Source organism: Desulfosporosinus sp. Tol-M2, from assembly GCF_059735615.1.
This window is the reverse complement of the sequence record NZ_JCAIJG010000075.1, coordinates 1-24693: the sequence shown is the minus strand read 5'-3', so window position 1 is coordinate 24693 and position 24693 is coordinate 1. Positions and strand designations below refer to the sequence as shown.

Here is a 24693-nt window from a genome sequence, read left to right as displayed (position 1 = left end):
GTTAATACCCTTCGGGCCGAAAAATAGTATTCCGCGCGGGCGCAGCGAATCAACGAGAGCTGAGTATAGAGAGAAGCTTCCAAATGGAATGCAAATTTTGGTGAGAAATAGAGAGCACCTTTTAATAAGGCGCTCTTTTTGATTTGAGCAAATATTACTATAGTATTGACATACTAAATAATTAATGGGTATAATTGAATAATTAATTATGGCCAGAGAGGAGGCCGAATGTGAACGCGAAGATAGATTTAGCCTTAAATATGTTTTACCAGAGGCAGATTTCAACTCGGGAACAATTACTGAACGAAATGCTGCGCATAAAAATGGTTCGCAAAAACCTTGCGGATGATACAAACATTATTACGGATAAAGAGAAGCTTTTTCAGTTTATGAAGAAAACAACTGAAGATGAACTCGGCTTCTTTCCTGCTGACAGAGACGATTTTTTTAATATTTTTCAAATTCTGAAAGATATTGATTTAATAGATTTTACTCTTGAGATCTATAAAAATGATCGATCAGGGAAAGTAATTTCACCGCTTTATTTGAACAGGTATATCCGTGAGAAGATCCGGCAGTTACAGTCGGAAAAGATACTTATTACTGAGGCAGAAAAGCATCTATCCGAGCTGAGGGAATTAATAAAACAAAGCCCTGATTCTAAGCTGACCTTAACAACCCAGCTAAAACCGATGAACCTACTGCTAAAGTTAGCCTTTGGGGAAAACCCAAATGTGACAATCCGTTTTGAATCAATTTACACAGATTGCTTGCAGAATGCGAGATTTGATTATATTTATTCATTACCCACCTTTAGCTATAAACCGGATGAATTAGGCCGGACATTTATTACGCGAGACAGTGATGGCGTGGCCCTTGAGAATATGCTGGGGCATTTAAATGCGCCCGGTACACTGGACATCATAGTTCCCGCAAAAATTACCTTTGCCGGCCTGGAATACGAAAAGCTAAGGTCGTATATTACAGATAACTTCAGTGTGAAGAACATCTACATTTTACCGGAGGGAACCTTTCGCCCGGTGACAGCAATCAAGACCTATTTTTTTACGATCACCACCGGTCCGCAAAATAACGTTGAAATTGGCACGATTAATCTTAATAAAAATGAGTTCAGGGTTACAGATAAAAAAATGATCCCCACCTGGGAATTTTTAGCCCACGCGGACTGGAGAATTGAGCTGCTGCTCTCTGAAGACGATGAAAACATTCAAAGGTTTAAAAACTCTAACTTGGAAAAAGTGAAATTGAAAGAAGTGGCAGAAGTATTCAGAGGTAAATCCATCTTAAAAAAGAATACCACACCCGGCAGCATCAGTGTGCTTAACATCTCCAACATTGAGAATGGTGAGATTAATTATGCGGACATGGATACAATTGAAGAGGACGAACGCAAAGTCAAACGCTATGAATTGTTAAACGGCGATGTTGTTCTCTCATGCAGAGGTACTGCGATAAAGACTGCTGTGTTTGAAGCGCAAAATAAAACAATTATTGCTTCAGCTAACCTGATTGTAATTAGGCCGAAAGAAAAGGTGAGCGGTGAGTATATAAAGATTTTCTTGGAGAGCCCGATTGGACTGGCGATTATTAAGAGTTTCCAGCGGGGAACGACAATAATGAATATTAACCATGCGGACATTATGGAGATGGAAATTCCCTTGCTACCCATAGAGGAGCAAAAGGAAATGGTCGCCAACTATAAAAAAGAGCTTGCTACCTATAAAAAAACCATCGGCGAAGCAGAAAACCGATGGACAAAAATAAAAGATAATCTCTACAACAAACTAACTTAGGAGGTTTTAGACAATGGCAGTAAACCTGGAATTTGAAAATAAATTATGGGAAATGGCTGATAAACTAAGAGGAAATATTCAGCCCTCCGATTACAAAGCTGTAATATTAGGACTTATTTTCTTGAAATATATTTCAGACAGCTTTGAAGAAAAATATAATGAGTTGTTGGCCGAAGGAGAAGGCTTCGAAGAGGACCGGGATGCTTATATCGAGGACAATATTTTCTTCGTTCCGCCTACTGCCAGGTGGGAATTTATTAAAAAAAGTGCAAAGCAAAGCACCATCGGCCAAATTATAGATGAAGCAATGATTGCCATAGAAAGAGAAAACAAAAATCTGAAAGGGGTCTTGCCGAAAAATTATGCCCGACCGGAGCTTGATAAAACAAAGCTCGGTGAACTGATAGATTTGTTTTCCTTTAATTTGGGCAGCAAAGAATCAAAAGCCCAAGATATTCTGGGCCGGGTTTATGAATACTTCCTGGGGAAATTCGGCTCCAGTGAAGGTGAGTTTTACACCCCACCAACGATTGTGAAACTGCTGGTTGACATGATTGAACCTTATAAAGGCAGAGTATACGACCCGTGTTGTGGATCAGGCGGGATGTTTGTGCAATCTAAAAGATTTGTTGAAGAGCATCAGGGTCGAAAAGATGATATTCATATTTATGGCCAGGAGTTCACGGCGACCACTTGGAGACTATGCAAAATGAACCTGGCTATTCGGGGTATCGACGGTAACCTGGGTGAAAGAGATGCGGATACCTTTGGTAATGACCTACATAAAAACTTGCGGGCAGATTTTGTACTTGCCAATCCGCCCTTCAACGTTAGTGATTATACTTTAATTCAGGATGATGCCCGTTGGAAGTACGGTATCCCACCGGCAAACAATGCCAATTACGCCTGGATAGAGCATATCATCAGCAAATTATCTCCGACCGGTATAGCGGGTTTTGTCCTGGCCAACGGATCGATGAGTACGTCAACCAAAGCGGAAGCGGAAATTAGGAAGAATATTATTGAAGCAGGACTGGTGGACTGCATCATAACCATGCCGCCGAACTTATTTTATAACGTAACTATTCCGGTTTGTCTCTGGTTTATCGCCAAGAGGAGAGAAAACAGGAAAGATAAAATCCTGTTCATTGATGCCCGCAAGATGGGCTATATGGAAACCCGTAAACACAGGGAGTTGACGGATGAGGAAATCAAGCAGATATATGACACCTACCATAATTGGCGTGACTCAAGCTTTGAAAGCGAAAAATCAATGGTGGCTGAAAAAGCACAACTCTATCAATTAGATAATTATAAAAATGAAGAAATAAAAGAATATGAAGATATTAAGGGGTTCTGCAAATCGGCGACTATAGAAGACGTCCGAAGCCATGAGTATATCTTAACGCCGGGTAGATATGTTGGTATCGAAGAAGTGGAAGATGATAGCGAGCCTTTTGATGAAAAAATGACCCGACTGACAGCAGTGCTTGCTGAGATGTTCGCCAAATCCCATAAGCTCGAGGTAGAAATCAAACAGCGATTGGGGGCGATCGGGTTTGAGTTTTGAAAATAACACTGAAATATCGATCTATCAAATGAGGACGGACAGACAAAAATTAATGTGCAACAGTTGTCAAGGAATACTTGACAACTGCAACTGGGATATGAGTATTGATGATTTTTGTAACTGTTTCAGACTACAATTCAAGATATCACAACAGCGAGGGTGAGATATCAAGGATTTAATATGTAAGGAATCTTTCAAGTTCAATATGAGGGAGAAATGAGAATTAACCGTTATATGAAATTAAATTTGCTGAAGGTTAGGGGTAATAAAGATGTTTAGTTCAAATTTAGACAAGCTGTATAAAACCTTTGATGAAATATTAAATGTTGATACCGAAAACAATATTGAATTTTGGTATGCAAGAGATTTGCAAGAATGTTTAGGTTATTTAAGGTGGGAAAATTTTATTGTAGCTATAAACAGAGCCATAGAATCTTGCAAAAGCACAGGAATAGAAGTAACAAACCATTTTCGTGAGGTCACGAAAATGGTTGAGCTCGGTAGTGGTGCGAAGAGGAATATACGAGATTATATGCTTACTCGCTATGCTTGTTATTTGATTGCACAAAATGGTGATCCTAAAAAAGAAGAAATAGCATTTGCCCAAAGTTATTTTGCCTTGCAAACAAGAAAGCAAGAGCTTATAGAAGATAGAATGAATTTAATTGCAAGAATGGATGCGCGAGATAGATTAAAAGAATCAGAAAAGCAATTATCTAAAAATATTTATGAGCGTGGTGTTGATGATGCCGGTTTTGGACGTATACGTTCTAAAGGTGATAAAGCATTGTTTGGTGGTAGAAATACCGGTGATATGAAATATAAGCTTGGCATAAAGGACAATAGACCTTTAGCTGATTTTCTACCCACCTTAACAATAGCGGCTAAGAATTTAGCAACGGAAATGACCAATCATAATGTAAATGAAGCCGATTTACAGGGAGAAAAGAGCATAACAAACGAGCATGTCCAAAACAACTCAAGCGTTCGTGATATGTTAGGCAAAAGAGGGATTAAACCAGAGGATTTACCACCTGCCGAAGATATTAAAAAGCTTGAAAGACGAGTAAAAGCCGAAGAAAAGAAATTAGCCCACAAATCTGGGAAGTTGCCCGAAAAAGGAGAGGTGAATGATCCGTCCCCCGTGGAGCGGGATTTTTTGCAGACCATAGCACAGGTAGAAAAGAAGCTTAACGCTAAAACCCAGAAGAATACTGGGGGCGATGAGGTATGAGTAATAGTGGGTGGAGAGAGGTTAAGCTGGGGGAAGTATGTTCAAAAATTGGAAGTGGATCAACACCAACTGGTGGAGCAAATGCCTATTGTGATAGTGGTATTGCATTAATCAGAAGTCAAAACATTTTAGATTTCAAGTTTTCAGATGTTGGATTAACCTATACTAATAAAATTCAAGCAAAAAAGCTAAATAATGTGACCATCGAGGAAGGTGATGTGCTCCTCAATATTACTGGTGATTCTGTCGCAAGATGTTGTATTGTACCCAAAGACATACTCCCTGCAAGAGTTAATCAACATGTCGCGATCATAAGAGGATTACAAGAAAATGTTGATAATAGGTACATTTTGTATTATTTACAACATAATAAAACTTATCTATTATCCATCGCTGGTATAGGCGGAACAAGAAACGCATTGACAAAAAAAATGATAGAAAATTTATACATTAAACTTCCACCAATCAATGAACAAAAAGCAATAGCCGGCACCCTATCCTGCTTGGATGACAAAATCGAGCTCAACAACCGCATCAACAAAAACCTTGAGGAAATGGCCCAGGCAATTTTTAAAAGTTGGTTTATTGATTTTGAGCCTTTTCAGAATGGAGAGTTTGAGGATAGTGAGTTAGGGAGGATTCCTAAAGGGTGGCGGATATTTAGCATCTCAGAGATCTTTGAAATTAACCCAAGCCGTCGGATTCCTCGCGGCACAATTGCCCCTTATTTAGATATGTCAAATATGCCGACTACGGGACATGCTCCAAAAAAATGGATAGAGCGGGTGGTTGGTTCTGGTATGAAGTTCATAAATGGTGATACGTTGGTTGCTAGAATCACACCTTGTTTAGAGAATGGGAAAACAGCTTACGTGGATTTTCTCGGAAATAACCAAGTCGGGTGGGGTTCAACCGAATATTTAGTAATAAGGCCGAGAAGTCCTATATCAACTATATTTGCTTACATTCTGGCACGAAGTGATAGATTTCGTGATTATGCGATTAAAAGAATGACTGGTTCGAGCGGGAGACAGAGAGTACCTGCTGATAATATCGGTTTATTTAAAATAGTACTGCCACCACTGGAGAGCATAATACACAAAGATTTTACTGTTTTTGTGGAATCACTGTTTAAATTTATGAGAGTATTGACATTTGAATCAAGAAAATTAGTACAGATCCGTGACACCCTGTTACCCAAACTTATGTCCGGCGAAATCCGAGTGCCACTAGAGGAGGTGCAATAAATGCCAAATAATTTCTGCGAGTCCCACTTAGAAGAAGCTACCCTGGAATGGTTCGAGGAGCTTGGCTACGAGATAGTTTTTGCTCCGGATATTACACCGGATGGCGATTATCCGGAACGTGAGGATTACAGTGATGTCATACTTAATGATAGACTAAAAGAAGCCCTCGCCAAGATTAATCCCAAAATGCCGAGCGATGCAATTGAAGATGCTTTCCGGCAGATCGTCATTCCGCAAAGCCCAAGTCTGATCATGAATAACAAAGCATTTCAAAAGATGATCACTGATGGTATTGATGTCCAGATGAAGCAGCCGGATGCCAGTTATCGAACCGAAAAGATCTATGTATTTGACTTTCCAAAGCCACTGAACAACGAATTTATGGTTGCCAATCAGTTTACCATCGTTGAGCATGGGGTGGAAAAGCGACCTGATGTGGTTGTATTTGTAAATGGCATTCCTCTGGTCGTCATTGAACTGAAAAGCGCAAGCGATGAGAATGTGGATATTACTGATGCCTATAATCAGCTGCAGACATATAAGATGACCATACCGTCCCTGTTCACATACAATTCATTTATGGTCACCAGTGATGGCGTCAATGCCAGAGCAGGCACCCTTACTTCGGATGAAGATCGATTTATGGCCTGGCGTACTATTGATGGGGATAATGTGGCACCGCTGTCGATTCCCCAGCTTGAAGTATTGATCAAAGGAATGTTTGAGCGCGACCGCTTCCTGGATATCATTAAGCATTTTGTTTTATTCCAAAGTGATGGCCAGGAGACGATCAAAATACTTGCCGGTTATCATCAGTACCATGCAGTCAATAAAGCTGTTGTGAGTACCGAGCGGGCAACCATGGAATCCGGTGATCGACGAATCGGCGTCATTTGGCATACCCAAGGCAGTGGTAAAAGCCTGTCGATGGTATTCTATGCCGGGATATTGATTATCAGTGAAGAGCTGGGAAATCCTACCATTGTAGTAATTACTGACCGAAATGATCTGGATGACCAGCTGTTTGGCACATTCCTGAAAAGCAAAGACATTTTAAGAAGCACTCCGGTGCAAGCCACCGACAGAACTCATTTAAGGCAATTACTGAATAATCGTACCAGCGGGGGCATTATTTTTTCAACCATTCATAAGTTTGCTCCTTTTGCCACTGAATCAAAAGAACGACTTGAAACTTATGCTCAGTATCCTAATGCAGCTGAACTACCAAAAGGGTATAGCAAAAGCATGGTGCTTACCGACCGGAAAAATGTCATTGTTATGGCTGACGAAGCGCACCGCAGCCAATATGGATTTGGTGCGGAGATTGTCAAAGGTGATAATGCGGCGGATGTAAAATACGGCTATGCCAAATATATGCGCGACAGCCTGCCCAATGCTTCTTATATCGGCTTTACCGGAACACCGGTCGAACTGACTGATAAAAACACGCGTGCCGTATTCGGGGATTATATCGATGTCTACGATATGACCCGAGCTGTTGAGGATGAGACAACGGTTAAGATTTTCTATGAAAGCAGAATTGCCAAGTTGGATCTGCCGGAGGCCTTAAAACCCAAAATTGACGCAGAATATAATGAGATCACCGAATACCAGGAATACAGCCAAAAAGAAAAGCTCAAGAGCAAATGGGCCAGACTTGAAGCCATTGTCGGTGCCAATGAACGTGTAAAACAGATTGCCGGGGATATCGTTGCGCACTTCGAAAAACGCGAGCAGGCCCAGGAAAATGCAGGCGGCAAGGCCATGATCGTGGCGATGAGTAGAAGAATTGCCATCGATCTCTATCAGGAAATTGTGGCCCTTCGCCCTGAGTGGCACAGTGATGATTTAATGAAGGGAAAAATTAAAGTGGTTATGACCGGAGCATCATCCGACCCGGCAGATTGGCAGAAGTTTATCGGCACGAAGGCTAACCGCGAAACTTTGGCCAAACGCATGAAGGACAGAAAAGATGAATTAAAACTGGTCATTGTCAGAGATATGTGGCTTACCGGCTTTGATGTACCGAGTATGCATACCATGTATATTGATAAGCCAATGAGCGGTCATAATCTGATGCAAGCTATTGCCAGGGTGAACAGGGTATTTAAAGAAAAACAAGGTGGCCTGGTTGTTGACTATATCGGCATAGCGGAAAACTTAAAAACAGCTCTTTCTCAATATACGGAAAGTGATAAAAAGACCACCGGCATTGATACAGAAGTGGCCTCACAAGTTCTCCTGGAAAAGCATGACCTGATCAAAGAGCTGCTGCATGGCCATGATTACAGCAAATTCTTCACCGGCAAGCCAAGTGAGAAAATGCAGGCCATTGTGGAAACGATGGACTATATCATTGGGCTCAGGGAGGATCGAAAGAACGATTATATCAAGCTGGTCACGGAAATGGCACGCGCTTATTCTCTCTGCGCGACAACGGATATTGCCGAAAAGCTAAACGTGGAAATCGGATTCCATAAAGCTGTTAGGACAAGCCTGGTTAAAATGATTAATGATGACAATAAAAAGAAAACCACCACTCAACTCGACAGTGAATTAAAGCAGTTGATTTCCAAATCAATCTCTTCTAATGAAGTCATTGACATATTGAACTCAGTTGGACTTTCCAAGCCGAATATAGCCATCCTTTCTGACGAGTTTCTGGAAGAAGTAAAAGGCATGAAGCAGAAGAACCTGGCTGTCGAACTCCTGAACAGATTGCTGAAAGGCGGTATAAAGACCTTCTCCAGGCGGAATCTTGTGCAGTCAAAGAAATTCTCCGAGCTGTTGGAGGCTGCAATCCGAAAGTATCAAAACAGGGCGATTGAAACAACGCAAGTAATCATGGAGCTGATTGAACTTGCTAAGCAGATTAGCGAGGCAGAAAAACGAGGCGAAAGCACAGGTCTATCGCCGGATGAATTGGCATTCTATGATGCATTGGCGGAAAATGAATCTGCACGTGAAATTATGGGCGAAGAGATTCTGAAGCAGATTGCCAGGGATCTGACCATATCCATAAAAAAGAATATCACCGTTGACTGGGCCATTCGGGAAAGCGTGCAGGCCAAAATGAAAATGACCATTAAGCGTCTGCTGAAGAAATACGGATATCCGCCAGATAAGACGGCTAAAGCGGTGGATATTGTCATGGAGCAAACCAAACTGATGTGCCAGAATGAGAGTAGATAAAATTCACCAAAAGAGGATTATGTCTATAATGTGAACCTAGTACGAAGTTCGGTATGCTTTTGGTTATAGCAATAATAGGAAGTTAAAACACTGATAGCTCCACTTATATTGTCAAGACGACTATTATTCAATTAATTCAAAAATTGGGGGAATTGTAATGAGAAGATCGGAACTGGAAAGCAGCACCAGCAGCAGCCATGTCTTTGAAACAATTTTGGAAAATGCCTTAAAAATCTTCAAATTAGGCTAATAATGGGAAGCTAACAAATTAGATGGTATGATCAGAAGGTGAAGAAAACCTTTTATAACGCCAAAACAATAATGCCCCTGGAAAGGAGACCAAAGCCGATCAGTATATCAGAATCAAAGAATATATCAATTAAAAAAGCGAAATGCGTCATATTGCAAGCCGGATAGAAAAAATCCTATTTGATGTGGAGTTCCCCATATATTGATCGGATTAATGATGCGGAGGTTATCGCTGTAAATTGGAGTTTTATGGAGCTTACCCGATGATAGGATCGATATAGATACGGTTGCCATAGAAGATGGGCAGCTTTCAATCTCGATTGACGAGAAGACATTGATTAGAAAAGAACGGGTTGATGATATTCCCATTGACAGCTCTGACGAAGAATGGATGACTTATACAAATGTCAAACTTGCGGATGTCAAATCACGTTTAATATGATGGTGGGAATCGCTTTTGTAGTAAATGAGTGCTGGCTTAGATTTTATTAAAAATCAGATTCCGGTTGATTTCGACAACATCTTTAAACATTCCCCCGAAAAGATACAGGATACCCGTAGTGGACGACGAAGTCCTGATCGGCAGGCTCAAGAAACAAAAGTCGTCCAAATCAGAACTGGAAATCGACACCACCTAGGTGCTCTTTTAGTGTTTCTTGGAGGATAGCTGAAAAATTAAAGGGCTAAATCGGTAGCTCTTCCCTTTTAGGATTGAAAGAAAACTTAGGATTACTTATACTTATTTCTAGTAGTAATTATTACTTATAAAGGGGAGAATACAAGGTATGACCACCCCGATGCTGCAACAATATCGAGGGATTAAAGAAAAGGTCCCAGGAACTATTCTTTTTTATCGACTGGGCGATTTTTATGAAATGTTTGGGGACGATGCAGAATTAGCCGCTCCGATTTTGCAAATAGCCTTAACTGGTCGGGATGCAGGAGACGGGAAACGAATTGCCATGTGCGGCGTCCCTTATCATGCTTTAGATAATTACCTGGCAAAGCTTGTCAAGACCGGCCATAAAGTCGCCATTTGTGAACAAGTGGAAGATGCCAAAAATGCGAAAGGGATTGTCAAACGGGACATTATCCGGATTGTTTCGCCAGGAACACTGACCGAAGCGGTCGCCGAGCGGACCAATCATTATTTAGCCAGTGTATATCATGATATACACTGGGGGCTAGCCTTCCTGGATTTATCTACCGGAGAATTTTCGATGTTTCAAACCCCGGAACTTGACGTCCTCCTCACTGAACTATCCCGTATTAATCCCGCTGAACTACTCTTGCCCCCTGAACTAATAAAAAAACCTAAACCATGGGTTGGTTATTACTGCAGCGTACGCGAACAAAAAACATTTTGTGATCAGGCCTTACGGAATCACTTTCCCGGTCAGCAGGATTTATTTCAGGAATTTCCAGCAGGAACCCAAGCGGCTACAGCTTTATGGATCTACTTACTCGAAACGATGCCGGGCGTAGATCCAACCCATATTTTGGAGATTACGGCATTCCGTTCTGAACACTGGATGTTTCTCGACCAATGGACCCGTCGTAATCTTGAACTCACGGAATCCCTCCGGAGCGTTGAAAAAAAAGGAACGCTCTTGTCGGTGCTTGATTTAACCCAAACCGCATTTGGCGGCAGGCTCTTAAAACATTGGATTGATAAACCCTTACTTCAGCAAGATGCCATAGATCGACGTCTTAATATAGTTGAAGAACTAACCTCTGATTCATTTCTCCGGAAAGACTTATTCAAGCTTCTATCCAGGGTCTACGATCTTGAACGCCTGATGGGGAAGGTTTCTTATGCGACTGCCAATGCCAAGGATTTATTGGTCCTGGCCCAAACCCTAGCTCTTCTTCCGGAAATTCGTACTCTCCTGACATCCGGCTCTGCGGAAAACCTGAAAAGCAAAGCAACACATCTTGATGGACTTGACTCATTCGCAGGTAAGTTGCAAAGTGCTCTTAATCCCAATCCTCCAATATCTCTCCGTGATGGCAATATCATCAATACCGGTTATTCTCAAGAAGTGGACGAACTGCGTTCCATTGCGACAGGTGGTAAAGCATGGGTTGCCCAACTGGAAAACGCTGAGCGTGAACGTACCGGAATCCGCTCCTTGAAGATCGGGTATAACAAAGTCTTTGGTTACTATATCGAAATCACCCATGCCAATGCTCATCTTATTCCTCCGGACTATCAACGCAAGCAGACCTTGTCCAATGCTGAACGCTTTATTACTCCCCAATTAAAAGAGTACGAACAAAAAATCCTGGGGGCAGAGGAAAAACTCAAAGATTTAGAGTATGAACTTTTCTTAATTCTGCGGGAAGACGTCCGAACCCACACTAAGACCATTTTGCACATAGCACAGGTATTAGCGGAAATTGATGTCTTTGTCAGTTTAGCTGAAGCTGCAATTCGCAACCACTATGTTCGTCCTCAGATAAAAGATGACGGTCAAATTCAGATCACCGAAGGCAGACACCCTGTTGTCGAACAAATGCTTGAACCTGGCGAGTTTGTTCCCAATGATACACTGATGTCTAAGAACCTTCATTTAGCTTTGATCACCGGCCCTAATATGGCAGGGAAATCGACCTACATGCGCCAAGTCGCCTTGATTGTCCTCATGGCCCATATAGGATCCTTTGTCCCAGCTCAAAAGGCCGGCATCACCCTGGTTGACAGAATCTTTACGCGGGTCGGGGCATCGGATGATTTAGCAGCCGGACAAAGCACCTTCATGGTTGAGATGCAGGAAGTCGCCCACATCTTAAAATATGCTACTGAGAAGAGTTTGATTATTTTAGATGAAATCGGACGGGGGACAGCAACGTTTGACGGACTTAGTATTGCTTGGGCGGTTACCGAGCACCTTGTTCAACAGCCCCTTTTCAACCCTAAAACCCTCTTTGCCACGCATTATCATGAGCTAACCCACCTCCAGGACGATTTCCCCAGGTTATTTAACCTTCATGTTGGTGTGAAAGAACGGGGAGAGGACATCGTTTTTTTATACAAAATACTGCCTGGTAAAGCCGATCGCAGTTATGGTATCCAAGTAGCCCGTTTAGCCGGTCTGCCGCCAGACCTTCTGAAACGTGCTAAAACTCTTCTTTTGGAATTAGAATCTTCCGAGCCGTCTCCTGCAAGGAGCGCGCCACCCAAGCAGGTTACCCAATTTTCGCTCTTTGACGTCCCCCAAACCCACCCGCTTTTGCAGGAAATAATTCAATTACCCCTGGAAGATATGACTGCCCGCCAAGCCCTTCAGTATCTCTTTGACCTGCGAGAACGCATTCAATCCTCAGAAGCTTTATAAGGAGGTGTTTAATATTCCTAATCGAGTAGGGATCGATGTGGGAGGGACTTATACCGACGCCGTGTTTATTCAAGACAGCCAGATCCAACAGACAGCCAAGGTACCCACCCAATCAGAAAATTTAGTGGAAACTCTCATGGATGCCTTTGATCAGTTAAATATCCCGGATGAACATGCGCTTAACCACCTAACGGTTAGCACAACACTCGTTACCAACGCTATTCTCCAAAACCGAATTCCTCCCGTTCAACTACTTTTATTTTCAGGGCGGGGGATGAGAGTCGATGCACTCCCTTGGCCGGTTAAATATCTTGAGCTCTCCGGAGAAATGGATTTTCGAGGCCGAGAAATTACAGCTCCCGATCAGAGGGAATGGGAAAAATTCCTCACGCCTAATTTGCGTGAGCATCCTGCCCCTATTGCAATTGTTGGTAAGTTCTCACATCGCAACAGTCTTCATGAGGAACAACTCGCAGCCTATCTGCGGGGAATTAATCCCTTATTACACCTAGCGTTAGGACACGTTTGGGGACAAGCCAATTTTTATCGGCGTAGTCTGACCACGTATCTTAACCTCGCTGTTGCCAATTTATATCAGAAGTTTACTGAAGAATTACAAAGTGCCGTATCCGAACGAAAAATCCTGGCGTCTGTTTCCATTTTAAAGGCGGATGGCGGGATCTCACCTCTCGCCAAGATTCGGCCTATTGAATCCATTTACTCTGGACCGGCGGCTGGTATTCTGGCTGCCCTGACTCAAAATGATCCTGCTGCTTCTTCGATAATCGTGGATATTGGCGGGACAACAACTGATATAGGTTTGGTTCTGTCCGGTATTCCATTGCTTAGTGCCAAAGGAGCTCAAATCGGGCCTTACTCAACTCTTGTCCGAACACTTGCGGTCCGTTCAATTCCGGTTGGGGGGGACTCCGCCATCCATACCACAGATCAGGGTTTTGTCCTGGAAAGTTACCGACTCGGACCGGCTTGGTGTTTAGGCGGGAACATACCCACCCCAACAGATGCGATGCGTTATCTTGGGCTGATTGACTATGGCAATGCGCGCTTGGCGGAAGAGGCCCTGGCTTCTATTTTACCGCTGGAACGCCGCACACCGGAGTTTCTCCGTGAGCTGGCTGCCGCTATCATTGATACTGTCGCAGAGCGCATAGCTGAGGTAGTCGATTCCCTGCAGCGAGAGTGGCAAGAAGAGCCGGCCTATAAAGTTTGGGAGGTTCTCCATCCCCACGAAGCCCGTGCCTTCCACACCCTGCTCAGTGGAGGGGGAGCACGAGGAATGAAAACAGCTCTGGAAAAACGCCTCCGGACACCTGTTTCGCTGGGGGTTTTCCCGGAAGTTGCCAATGCTCTTGGTGCCGCTATGGCCAGACCCACCTTTGATTGCACACTTCATCTGGACACTTATATGAAACGGTATCGGGTAGAAGAAACAGGTGAACAAGGCGAATGGTCAGGTCCTCTTCGTCCTTATCGCGAGGTAGAAGGCTTTCTGGATAACCTGGCTCAGCAGCAACCTGCTTTCTATGACCTTGAGATTGAGGACCTTGAAAAAGAGCCCTTTGATTTCTTCCCGATTATTCAGGGGTATAGTACTGTGGGTCAAATTGTCCGCGGGGCCGTTCATCTGCGGCCTGGTGTGATCGGGAGGATATACCTATGAAACGAACCGGAATTTTATTTTTCCCGGCCTTTGATTGGTCACTTGGCAGCTCCCATCCCGAACGAGAAGAACGTCTTCTCTATACTCAGGAGCAATTGTTTGAAGAGGGGATTCTGGACTTATCCCAAATCAAACAGTACTCCCCGCGCGTTGCCTCCTTACATGAGGCGCTGCGAGCCCAAGCAATATTCCCCAACCCTGAAGCACCTGCAGATTCGTTAGATGCCCATCTCATTGCCGCAGGGAGTGCCATCTTACTTGGCGAAGCACGCGTCCGTGGTGAGATTGCCAACGGCTTCGTCCTGGCCCGCCCTCCAGGACATCATTCCGGGGCAACAGTCTGGGGAAATCGTGGTTTTTGCACACTCAATAATGAGGCTATCCTGGTGAATCATTTGCGGGCTCGTTTCGGAATCAAGAAGATCGCAATTGTCGATACCGATGTCCATCACGGGGACGGAACTCAAGATATCTTTTATCACGACCCGCATGTTCTTTTCATTTCCCTCCACCAAGACGGGCACACCCTTTATCCTGGCAGTGGCTTTATTGATGAAAATGGGGGTCCGAATGCCTGGGATCAGACGTTAAACATTCCACTGCCGCCTGGGACGGGAGATGAAGGGTATCATTACGTTCTGGAAAACTGGGTGTTACCGCGAATCCAAGCTTTTGCCCCCGAGCTGATAATAAATTCAGCCGGTCAGGACAACCATTTTACAGATCCCCTGGCCTCGATGAAGTTAACTGCCAATGGGTACGGGCGGATTACCGAACTTCTGCAACCGGATTTAGCGGTCCTGGAAGGCGGATATTCCATAGAAGGTGCCTTGCCGTATGTCAACCTGGCAATATTACTGGCCTTGGCCGGAGAAGATTACCATCATGTCCGGGAACCCAAGCAGCTTGATCGTCCCGGTTTAACTCTGGCGGCTTTAAAACCGTATCTTGAAGATCTGAATAAACGGCATCAATCGCTTAAACCTCGCTTTACGATTCGGAACAAACCCTTCTTCCCGAAGGGAAATTGGATTTATAATCCTCATTCCGTCTATTACGACACAGAATGGTTTCAAGAAACCAGATATGAATATATTCGAGAGTGCAGCCACTGTGGGGGTACTGTTTATCTGGAAGGCCAATGCAATCAAACCTCTGTGTTAGTGCGCATTCCGTTCCAAGCCTGCCCGGATTGCGAGCAAGCGGGCTATGACCTATGGGACTATCTTCAACTTCATAATGCGGATCTCACCAGCTGTTTGCTGCAAAACCTACTCCACGATAAACTATACCTTTGGCATAAGAAAGAAGGACTGAGGGAATTTTGACAGCGGTGATTCATATCCTTGATGCGCACTCAGCCAACCAAATTGCCGCGGGGGAAGTCGTTGAGCGTCCTGCTTCCGTAGTCAAGGAACTGGTCGAAAACGCCCTGGACGCCGGGGCAAAACACATTGATATAACCATTGAAGGAAATGGGGTACCGCTAATTCGAGTGCGTGATGATGGCTCTGGAATCGCCCTTGCGGATTTGCCTTTGGCCGTTATTCGCCATGCAACCAGTAAAATCAACAGGATTGATGATCTTGATCATTTACAAACCCTCGGTTTTAGAGGGGAGGCAATACCTAGTATTGCTGCAGTTTCTCAGCTAGAAATTTCTTCGCGTCCTGCAGATGAAATTGCCGGCCTACGCCTTAAACTTAGCGGCGGAGAGCAAGGAGAATTTTCAGAAGTTGGGCGCCCTGTCGGAACGTCCGTAACTGTCCGCAATCTTTTTTTTAATACGCCTGCTCGTCTAAAATTTTTAAAAACCATTCCTACAGAATTTGGTCTGATCAGTGATACAATCGGTCGCATCGCCCTTGCGCACCCAAATATCTCTTTTTCTTTAACTCATCCTCAACAAGTCGTTTTGCAAACCTCCGGGCGCGGTGATTTACGGGAAACGATTGGATCCATCCTTGGACAAGTGATTGCTCGACAGCTTATCCAGATCAACACCCAACAGGGAGCTTGGCATTTAGAGGGCTATATCAGCCCACCGGAACTGGTCCGATCTTCCAAGCAAACCCAGATCTTTATGATTAACGGAAGAATTATTCGCTCACCGTTCTTGAGCAGGGCCCTGGAGGAAGGATATCACACCCTCATTCCGACTAAGCTTCATCCGGTCGTCGTACTGCATCTGCATATTCCACCCTCAGAGTATGATGTTAATGTCCACCCCACAAAAATGGATGTGCGCTTTAAGAATGAGAAATCCTTAGCCCTTTTTATCAGTCAGGCAGTTTATCAAACCCTGATCAAGAGTAAACCTTTACCTTCGTTTCAAACACAACGCCCAGCAACCCACCTGGCAACACACGAAACAAAGCCTGCATCCCCGCTAAATAATTCTCAGTTCTTTGGCGCAGCAGTTCTTTTAGGAAATTCCAGGTCCAGAGGGCAATTTTCCGAGACAGGAGCACCAGTAACAGCGAGTACCCCGGAAAATAAGACCCTTAAACCCGAAACCTTTGAGCAGCCTAAATTCTTCCTGCCAGCTCAAAAACACCCTTATGTTATTGAGAATTCAGCAAGTAACAAAACTGAGGGTGATCCGTTAACCGAAGACATTCTTACCCAAATCTGGCCCATAGCACAGCTATTCAATACCTATATCTTAGCTACGGACGGAGAAGTACTACTGATGATTGACCAACATGCGGCTCACGAACGGATTAACTATGAACGGCTGTTTGCGGAGTTTCGACAAGCCGAACATTCGAGTCAGTCTCTTCTAATTCCCCTGCCCATGGAGTTTACTCTCCAGGAAGAACAGGTGGTTTTGGAAAATTTATGGAATCTGACAGAAATGGGCTTTATTCTGGAGCAATTTGGCGATCGAACTTACCTTTTGCGTGGTGTTCCCGTTCATACTGGAACTGTCCAGGCAGACAAGCTCCTCCGTCAATTTATCGAAGAGGTCTTACAGAAAAATTCTGCACCCACTATTGAAAATTTATTAGAGGAATGGATTTACCTTTTGGCTTGCAAAGAATCCATCAAAGGACAGGAGTCTCTTTCTTTGCTTGAAATGGAACAACTCATTGCCCAACTTAACCAAACTCATAATCCATATACCTGTCCACATGGACGTCCAACTATGATTAAAATGACCCGCTCTGAAGTGGAAAGACGTTTTTACCGTATCTAAAATAAGTGAACACGTTCCAACATAAGACCAATAGTTTGTACGTACCATAACACGGGTATACTGCATGTAAAAGGGTAATCTGATGGGCCCGTGTGAAAACACAGTCCCTACAAAATACAGTGGTAAGATAAAAAGGGGGGCTGTTTTCATAAGAAATTCACTTATAACACATCCTCTGCAAGACCTTAAGACTTATACTTTCTGCTATATTCAGAAAACGGAGGCTCTATGGTAAATGAAAATCCTATTCTCATCAAAATATCGCATCCCGATGCTGAACTTATGAAAAGACTCGCCTGGTTTCACCAACAACCCGGATGCAAATGGACTACCACACAGACTGGGGAAGGAGCCTTACCAGAACTTACAATAACGCGTCAGGGCGTCTTCTTGAAAACCGGAGCGGAACAACTATTCTTTCATCCAAGTATGGCCCTCATTCGTCTCATAAATCTCCTGCGTGGTGAGTCTGATCGTTATCTCGAAGCAACCCGACTAAAAGCCGGCGACTCTTTAATTGACGCTACACTGGGTTTTGGGACCGATGCCCTGATTGGGGCATGGGCTGTAGGTGAAAAGGGAAGCGTTCTGGCGCTTGAACAATCTCCGATTTTAGCCGCATTTGTTCAGGACGGCTTAAACCATTTTACGGAGATTATTTTAAAAGCTAAAAATAAAGAGAAACAAGCTGCTTGGACCGCTTTAGCAGGTGCTGCTCAGCGGATTGAAGTTCGCTGGGGAGAACACCTTGAGTACTTAAAGCGCACCCCCTCCCGCTCGGTTAATGTGGTCTATTTTGATCCAATGTTCCGCCACACCTGTAAACAGTCTGACTCCATTCAGCCCTTGCACCGGTGGTCAGATCATAATCCCCTTGAACACGAGGCTATATTGGAAGCATGTCGGGTTGCCCGGAACCGGGTTGTACTCAAGGAGCGCAAGAACAGTTCGGAATTCCGACGTCTTGGGTTTGACATATTACTCGGAGGACGGTATAGTCCCGTCGATTATGGCGTCATTTTGGTATAGGCACATTAAGTTTCTTTCATATGCCTTAATGGGAGTTGGTTTTGTGGATCCACTGGTCATAATTATCGGCCCGACCGGCGTCGGTAAGTCGTCACTGGGAATAGCCCTGGCCCAGGAAATAGGAGGGGAAATAATTTCCGGAGACTCGGTACAGGTTTATAAAAAACTTGATATTGGTTCGGCGAAACCGTCCGTTTCAGAACTCCAACTCATCCCCCACCACCTTATTGATTATCTGGACCCCTCTGATCCTTTTTCTGCAGCCCAGTTCAAGGTAAAATCCACTTCCTTAATAGCAGAAATTAGGGGCCGTGGACATGTTCCGATTGTGGTTGGGGGGACAGGGCTCTATATTCGTTCCTTGCTCGATCCCTATGACTTCGCTCAACATGGTTCTGAAGAAATCCGTGCCAAATGGAAAGAATTCGTCCAATTACATGGGAACTTAGCTCTGCATAAGGAGTTAAAGGAGCGGGACATTGTAACAGCACAGCGGTTACATCCCAATGATGTTTTTCGTATTATTCGGGCACTTGAAGTCTTGGAATTAACCGGCAGCACCTTAGCAAGTCAACGTCAATTCAGTGATAGTCAATACAAGACGCTTGATCCGTCGATTGTCTATCTTGGGCTAACTGCTCCACGTGAAGTAATCTACGAACGGATCAATCAACGCTGCGTTACGATGCTTGCTCAAGGTTTGATCGAAGAAACACTTGCTCTCTTAAACAATGGCTATGCACCAACATTAAAGCCCTTACAAAGCATAGGCTACCGCCATGCGCTTATGTTTCTCAAGGGACGGGTCACCCAATCTGAAATGCTGCGTTTACTGCAAAGAGATACTCGCCATTTTGCTAAACGTCAACTGACGTGGTTTCGTCGTGATCCACGCATTAGTTGGTATGATATTGAGATAGGTGCGGACGTATTACTTAAGGATATTGTTAAGACTTGCAGAGCCTGTCAAACTCGTGTAGAATAAGGAAAATAGAAATACACGGTGATGGAGGTAAATATATGAATAAATCGCCCATCAATTTACAAGATACCTTTTTAAATCAGACACGCAAGGAAAACCTTCCGGTGACCATATACTTGGTCAACGGGTTTCAGCTAAAGGGAATTATCAAAGGTTTTGATAACTTTACAGTGGTTATTGAGTTTGATGGAAGACAACAGATGGTCTATAAACATGCCATTTCAACAATCATGCCGCTTCGCCCGATTAACTTTATGGCTGCGAGTGCTGCAGACTCAATTACGGGTACTCCTAACACTAAATAATTTGGATAAGCTTAGGGTATGAAGAACTAAGTTTGGTATTTTTCCAGACTTAGTTCTTTCTATTGATTCCACGGCTCATTTATGATACAGTATATTAGATATGCTTGTATATAGGCGAAAGAAAGGAACTCAGTCCGACTATGGAAATTCGAAATTTAAGAAATATCGCCATTATCGCTCACGTTGATCATGGGAAGACGACGCTTGTGGATGCCATGTTAAAACAGAGTGGTACCTTCAGGGCTAACCAACAAGTTATGGAACGCGTCATGGATTCCAATGATTTAGAACGTGAACGTGGAATTACCATTTTATCCAAAAACACATCCGTTCACTGGCAGGGAACAAAGATTAACATTATTGATACCCCGGGACATGCCGACTTTGGGGGTGAGGTTGAGCGTGTCTTACAAATGGTAAATGGGGTGCTCCTCATTGTAGATTCTTTTGAAGGGCCCATGCCCCAAACCCGTTTTGTTTTGAGAAAAGCTTTAGAGCTTAAGCTCGTGCCTATTGTTGTCATCAATAAAATTGACCGCCCGGATGCTCGCCCGGCTGAAGTGGTTGATGAAGTACTTGACCTCTTTATTGAGCTTGGAGCGGAAGACGATCAATTGGATTTCCCAGTCGTCTATGCCTCTGCGCGTTTAGGAACTGCAGGGCTTACCTACGATTCTCTGGCAGACTCTTTAACGCCGCTATTTTCCGTGATCCTGGAACACATTCCAGCTCCGGTTGTCGATCTCGATGCTCCATTTCAGATGCTGGTCACCACTCTGGACTACGATGATTATGTCGGAAAAATTTCAGTCGGCAGAATTGTACGTGGAACCATACATCAAAACGAAAACATCATCTTAATCAAGCGAGATGAGAGCTTTGAAAGAGTTAAAGTCGGGAAAGTTATGATTTTTGAAGGGCTTAAACGGCAAGACGTTCTCGAAGCATCCGCCGGTGAAATTGTTGCGCTTACCGGACTTACCAGTGCTAATATAGGAGAAACTGTCGCTTGTGCTCTAACTCCTGAAGCCTTACCAACCATCGAAGTAGATGAACCCACTTTATCTATGAATTTTATGGTTAACGATAGTCCCTTCGCCGGGCGGGAAGGTCATTTTGTAACCTCTCGCAAGCTACGTGAACGTCTTTGGAAAGAAGTCGAGACCAATGTGAGTTTAAGGGTCGAAGAAACGGAATCTACCGATTGTTTTCAAGTATCCGGCAGGGGAGAACTTCACCTTTCGATTCTGATTGAAAATATGCGTCGGGAAGGGTATGAACTTCAAGTTTCGAAACCCGAAGTTATCTATAAAATTATTGATGGCGTCAAATGCGAACCGATCGAGTTCCTCATCTGTGATCTTCACGAAAGTGCGCTGGGCTCGATCATGGAACTTCTCGGCAAGCGGAAAGCGGAAATGGCCAATATGACAAGTCTTTCTGCAACGCAGCTCCGTCTGGAATTTAAAATTCCGGCCCGCGGCCTGATTGGTTTTCGGGGCGACTTCTTATCGGAAACACGGGGTGAAGGAATGATGAGCCATGTGTTTTTTGGTTATGAACCCTATAAAGGGGAAATCCCCGGACGAAATAGTGGCGCACTCATTGCTTTTGAAGAGGGAGAAACAAACGCTTACGGCCTTTATGCTGCCCAGGAACGAGGGACTTTGTTTGTCGAACCAGGTCTTCATGTGTATGCAGGTATGATTGTTGGAGAGAATAAGCGTGAGCAAGATATTGAAGTGAACGTTTGTAAGAAAAAACAGCTCACTAATATGCGTACCAGTGCGGCGGATGAAGCGCTGCGCCTTGATAAACCCCGGGAATTTTCCTTGGAGCAATCTTTAGAATTTATTAACGATGATGAATTGGTGGAAATTACCCCGAAGAGCATTCGTCTGCGCAAGAAATTCTTAGATCACTCTGCTCGGGTGCGCTATTCCAAGGCATTGACAGGGAAATAATAACAACGCCTTTTCTCGGACACCTTTTTATCTTTACTTGAGTATATTAGTAAGGATGGGAGGTGCCTGTACACATGACAATCCGAGTGACGTTTAGACCGGATAATCATCAGCCTCCGGTCATTCAAACTCCCTTGCCCCGCGAAACCGCACAAACCGGCAGACCTGGGACAGAGCCGGTGGGAATTGGACGAGTGCGCAAGAATACCCCTGCTTCCTTGGAAAAAGACAAAGATAAAGTTGCGGAGATCCTTGATGAATTGGAAACTTACATTGGGTTAGTGACCGTAAAACGCCTCATTCGTGAATTACAAGCCTATGTAGAAATTCAAAAACGGCGCTTACGGGAAAAACTTATCGCCGAGCCCCTGGTTCTACATATGATTTTTCGTGGGAACCCCGGAACCGGTAAAACAACAGTAGCTCGCCTGGTTGGGCGGCTGTTTAAAGAGATGGGAGTTCTTCAAAAAGGGCAGGTGATCGAATGCGAGCGAGCAGATCTGGTCGGGGAATATATTGGACATACCGCGCAAAAAACGAGGGACCAACTCAAGAAGGCGTTAGGTGGAGTGCTTTTTATTGATGAAGCCTATTCGCTGGCCCGTGGAGGAGAGAAGGATTTCGGCAAGGAAGCTATAGATGTCTTAGTAAAGGCCATGGAAGATAATAAGGACAATCTTGTACTGATCTTAGCCGGCTATCGTCTTGAAATGGAATGGTTTTTGCATTCCAATCCCGGACTTCGCTCACGTTTCCCCATACATATTGATTTTCCGGATTATTCACTCGATGAATTGTTAGCCATCGGGAATTCAATGCTCAAGTCTCGTCAATATGAGCTCACTCAAGAGGGAGCGGTAGCGCTCCGTGCCCACCTGGTAAGTTTACTGAATACTCATCCTTATGCCGGAAATGCACGGCTTGTTCGGAACCTCGTGGAAAAAACAGTGCGCAGACAGGCTGTGCGCTTATTCCAAAAGCCCAGCTCAAGCCGCGAAGAACTAATCCAAATTTTACCTGTCGATATCGCCCTGGAAGATCTCTAAGCTTATCTTTTAGAATATCTGACACTAACACTATAAGAAAATCCAGAATAAGAGGTATACTACTTATGGATATTTCGGGAGAACTGTCCGGGATTCGGGAAAGCCAGTTACAGGAGCTAAATAAGCTTTCTGAATTAAAGACAGCACGTTCTGAATTAATCCATCCTGAAATCCTAGCAAAGCTGCTTCGGCTAACCCAACTTTGGAATCGAGAAATCGCCGTTTATCTATCCCGTTCCGGTACACTGCTGGCAGCTGCAGTAGGGCGCCATGCCAATGTTACGCTACCCCCGGTCAAAGGAAGATCCATGTGGAAACACCTGAGGTGCATTCATACGCATCCCAATGGGGACTCCAGACTCAGTCCACTGGATCAGAGCGCCCTATTGTCCCTGCAACTGGAAAGTATGGCTTCTGTTGGAGTTTGCGAAGGCTTACTGACGGGAATTCAGATTGCCTATCGAACAGGAGGGAACGATCCCTTTATTGTTAATCTCAGTTCAAAAGATTGGCAATCATTTGATTATCATGACTCCTTGTCTAGTCTTTCCAAGGGTACAAGCAAAATCGAAAGGACGCCCGCTAAAGAGTGCGCTTACCTAATAGCGCTGGTAGACAGTGAACTGGACGCTTTGGAAGATTTGACTGAACTACAGGAACTGGCTCGCTCAGCCGGCGTAGACGTAGTTGGGCAACTGGTCCAACTGCGCCGCTATGGTCAGTCCCGCAGCTATTTAGGGAGCGGAAAAATCGAAGAATTAGTACACCGTTTACAGGAGACTGAGGCCAATGTCGTGATTTGTGACGATGAACTATCCCCGACCCAGTTACGAACCTTAGAGACGGAAACCGGGCTTAAAGTATTAGATCGTACCGGCTTGATCTTGGACATTTTTGCACAGCGTGCTCATTCCCGCGAAGGTAAACTCCAAGTCGAATTGGCTCAACTTAAACATCTATTACCCTATTTATCCGGCCAAGGACAAGCTCTCTCGCAGCTAGGGGCCGGCATCGGCACGCGCGGTCCAGGTGAAACAAAATTGGAGCTTGACCGCAGGCGCATGCGAGAGCGCATTACTCAACTGGAAAAAGAATTAAAGCTGGTCTTACAGCACCGCGATGTCCAGCGGCGTCAAAGAACGAGAAGTGGTCTCCCCATAGTTGCCGTAGTCGGGTATACGAATGCTGGGAAAACAACGTTTTTGGAAGTGGCAATGGAACAGACCGGTAGTCGATCCGACATACCCAGCGGTGAAAATAAATTATTCGCAACCTTAGATCCGATTGTTCGGAGGGTCAGAGTAAGCCCGTCCTTGGAAATTCTGCTGAGCGACACGGTTGGCTTTATTCAAAAATTGCCAACCCAACTGCTGCGGGCATTTTTAGCCACGCTTGAAGAAGTCCAACAAGCGGATATTTTATTACATGTCGTTGATGCGAGCCATCCGCAAGCACTCCAACACGCTGAGACTGTGCATGAGGTGCTGAAGCAACTGGGGTGCGAAAACAAACCGATACTTACTTTGTTAAATAAGGTCGATAACGTCATGGCTGAAGACGATCTTTCCGAACTGGTAGAGCGCCTTCCTCATCCAATTAAATTGTCACTCGTCCGAAGAGACTCATTAAAGCCGGTTTGGAATTACCTCATTACATTATTGAGCTGATTTCCGTGAGGTCCTTTATATATAGAAGGAGGAAGTCGTTTGTATTTAGATCCCAATTGGCCAAAGTTCCTTCGTAAAGCTGTAGTTGCCGCGCAAGAAACACTCCAACGTCAGCTTCCGGATATACAAGAAATTGCAGCACATAATCACGAAAAAGTCTTGAAAGCCTTTCAAGC

15 protein-coding genes are annotated in these 24693 nt (G+C 44.3%); all 15 read left to right on the top strand.

Annotated elements, in window-relative coordinates; translation table 11 throughout:
* Positions 1–230: 230 nt before the first annotated feature.
* The 15 genes from AC6I5A_RS05895 (at position 231) to hflX (ending at position 24517) form a co-directional block, all read left to right on the top strand.
* A complete protein-coding gene (locus tag AC6I5A_RS05895; RefSeq protein ID WP_034612931.1) occupies positions 231–1814 on the top strand; it encodes a restriction endonuclease subunit S in 1584 nt (527 codons plus the stop codon).
* Positions 1815–1827: 13 nt separating this feature from the next.
* Positions 1828–3384 (top strand): type I restriction-modification system subunit M, encoded by a 1557-nt coding sequence (locus AC6I5A_RS05890; RefSeq protein ID WP_034612930.1) that lies wholly within the window; start codon positions 1828–1830, stop codon positions 3382–3384.
* A 271-nt stretch (positions 3385–3655) separates the two neighbouring features.
* Positions 3656–4618: a DNA damage-inducible protein D gene (gene dinD / locus AC6I5A_RS05885; protein ID WP_497900533.1), complete on the top strand. Its 963-nt coding sequence runs from the start codon at positions 3656–3658 to the stop codon at positions 4616–4618.
* Entirely contained in the window at positions 4615–5865 is a 1251-nt protein-coding gene (locus AC6I5A_RS05880; RefSeq protein ID WP_034612926.1) for a restriction endonuclease subunit S, read from the top strand. Before dinD ends, AC6I5A_RS05880 begins: the two co-directional genes overlap by 4 nt.
* Positions 5866–9057 carry a type I restriction endonuclease subunit R gene (locus AC6I5A_RS05875; RefSeq protein ID WP_034612923.1) on the top strand — a complete coding sequence of 1064 codons (3192 nt, stop codon included), beginning with the start codon at positions 5866–5868 and terminating at the stop codon, positions 9055–9057. It abuts the gene before it with no gap.
* A 1034-nt stretch (positions 9058–10091) separates the two neighbouring features.
* Complete coding sequence (gene mutS / locus AC6I5A_RS05870; RefSeq protein WP_034612918.1) at positions 10092–12644, top strand: DNA mismatch repair protein MutS; 2553 nt, start codon at positions 10092–10094, stop codon at positions 12642–12644.
* A 13-nt stretch (positions 12645–12657) separates the two neighbouring features.
* The gene (locus tag AC6I5A_RS05865) at positions 12658–14325 is read left to right on the top strand and encodes a hydantoinase/oxoprolinase family protein (RefSeq protein ID WP_034612935.1); all 1668 of its coding nucleotides are present in this window, start codon (positions 12658–12660) and stop codon (positions 14323–14325) included.
* Complete coding sequence (locus tag AC6I5A_RS05860) at positions 14322–15653, top strand: histone deacetylase family protein (RefSeq protein ID WP_034612916.1); 1332 nt, start codon at positions 14322–14324, stop codon at positions 15651–15653. The genes AC6I5A_RS05865 and AC6I5A_RS05860 overlap by 4 nt, the downstream gene beginning before the upstream one ends.
* Positions 15650–17524, top strand: coding sequence for a DNA mismatch repair endonuclease MutL (gene mutL / locus AC6I5A_RS05855; RefSeq protein ID WP_034612913.1), 1875 nt, complete (start codon positions 15650–15652; stop codon positions 17522–17524). The genes AC6I5A_RS05860 and mutL overlap by 4 nt, the downstream gene beginning before the upstream one ends.
* A gap of 228 nt (positions 17525–17752) precedes the next feature.
* Positions 17753–18553, top strand: coding sequence for a class I SAM-dependent methyltransferase (locus AC6I5A_RS05850; RefSeq protein WP_034612910.1), 801 nt, complete (start codon positions 17753–17755; stop codon positions 18551–18553).
* Positions 18554–18596: 43 nt separating this feature from the next.
* Positions 18597–19538 carry a tRNA (adenosine(37)-N6)-dimethylallyltransferase MiaA gene (miaA, locus tag AC6I5A_RS05845; protein WP_034612933.1) on the top strand — a complete coding sequence of 314 codons (942 nt, stop codon included), beginning with the start codon at positions 18597–18599 and terminating at the stop codon, positions 19536–19538.
* A gap of 35 nt (positions 19539–19573) precedes the next feature.
* Entirely contained in the window at positions 19574–19840 is a 267-nt protein-coding gene (gene hfq, locus AC6I5A_RS05840) for an RNA chaperone Hfq (protein ID WP_034612907.1), read from the top strand.
* Positions 19841–19980: 140 nt separating this feature from the next.
* Positions 19981–21804 carry a translational GTPase TypA gene (gene typA / locus AC6I5A_RS05835; protein ID WP_034612903.1) on the top strand — a complete coding sequence of 608 codons (1824 nt, stop codon included), beginning with the start codon at positions 19981–19983 and terminating at the stop codon, positions 21802–21804.
* 74 nt (positions 21805–21878) lie between these two features.
* Positions 21879–22850, top strand: coding sequence for an AAA family ATPase (locus tag AC6I5A_RS05830; RefSeq protein WP_034612900.1), 972 nt, complete (start codon positions 21879–21881; stop codon positions 22848–22850).
* Positions 22851–22915: 65 nt separating this feature from the next.
* Positions 22916–24517, top strand: coding sequence for a GTPase HflX (gene hflX / locus AC6I5A_RS05825; RefSeq protein WP_034612897.1), 1602 nt, complete (start codon positions 22916–22918; stop codon positions 24515–24517).
* Positions 24518–24693 lie beyond the last annotated feature (176 nt).

Coding starts and splice junctions, on each gene's coding strand:
- AC6I5A_RS05890 (WP_034612930.1), top strand. CDS start 1,828: ATGGCAGTAAACCTGGAATTTGAAAATAAATTATGGGAAATGGCTGAT.
- dinD (WP_497900533.1), top strand. CDS start 3,656: ATGTTTAGTTCAAATTTAGACAAGCTGTATAAAACCTTTGATGAAATA.
- AC6I5A_RS05880 (WP_034612926.1), top strand. CDS start 4,615: ATGAGTAATAGTGGGTGGAGAGAGGTTAAGCTGGGGGAAGTATGTTCA.
- AC6I5A_RS05875 (WP_034612923.1), top strand. CDS start 5,866: ATGCCAAATAATTTCTGCGAGTCCCACTTAGAAGAAGCTACCCTGGAA.
- mutS (WP_034612918.1), top strand. CDS start 10,092: ATGACCACCCCGATGCTGCAACAATATCGAGGGATTAAAGAAAAGGTC.
- AC6I5A_RS05860 (WP_034612916.1), top strand. CDS start 14,322: ATGAAACGAACCGGAATTTTATTTTTCCCGGCCTTTGATTGGTCACTT.
- AC6I5A_RS05850 (WP_034612910.1), top strand. CDS start 17,753: ATGGTAAATGAAAATCCTATTCTCATCAAAATATCGCATCCCGATGCT.
- hfq (WP_034612907.1), top strand. CDS start 19,574: ATGAATAAATCGCCCATCAATTTACAAGATACCTTTTTAAATCAGACA.
- typA (WP_034612903.1), top strand. CDS start 19,981: ATGGAAATTCGAAATTTAAGAAATATCGCCATTATCGCTCACGTTGAT.
- AC6I5A_RS05830 (WP_034612900.1), top strand. CDS start 21,879: ATGACAATCCGAGTGACGTTTAGACCGGATAATCATCAGCCTCCGGTC.
- hflX (WP_034612897.1), top strand. CDS start 22,916: ATGGATATTTCGGGAGAACTGTCCGGGATTCGGGAAAGCCAGTTACAG.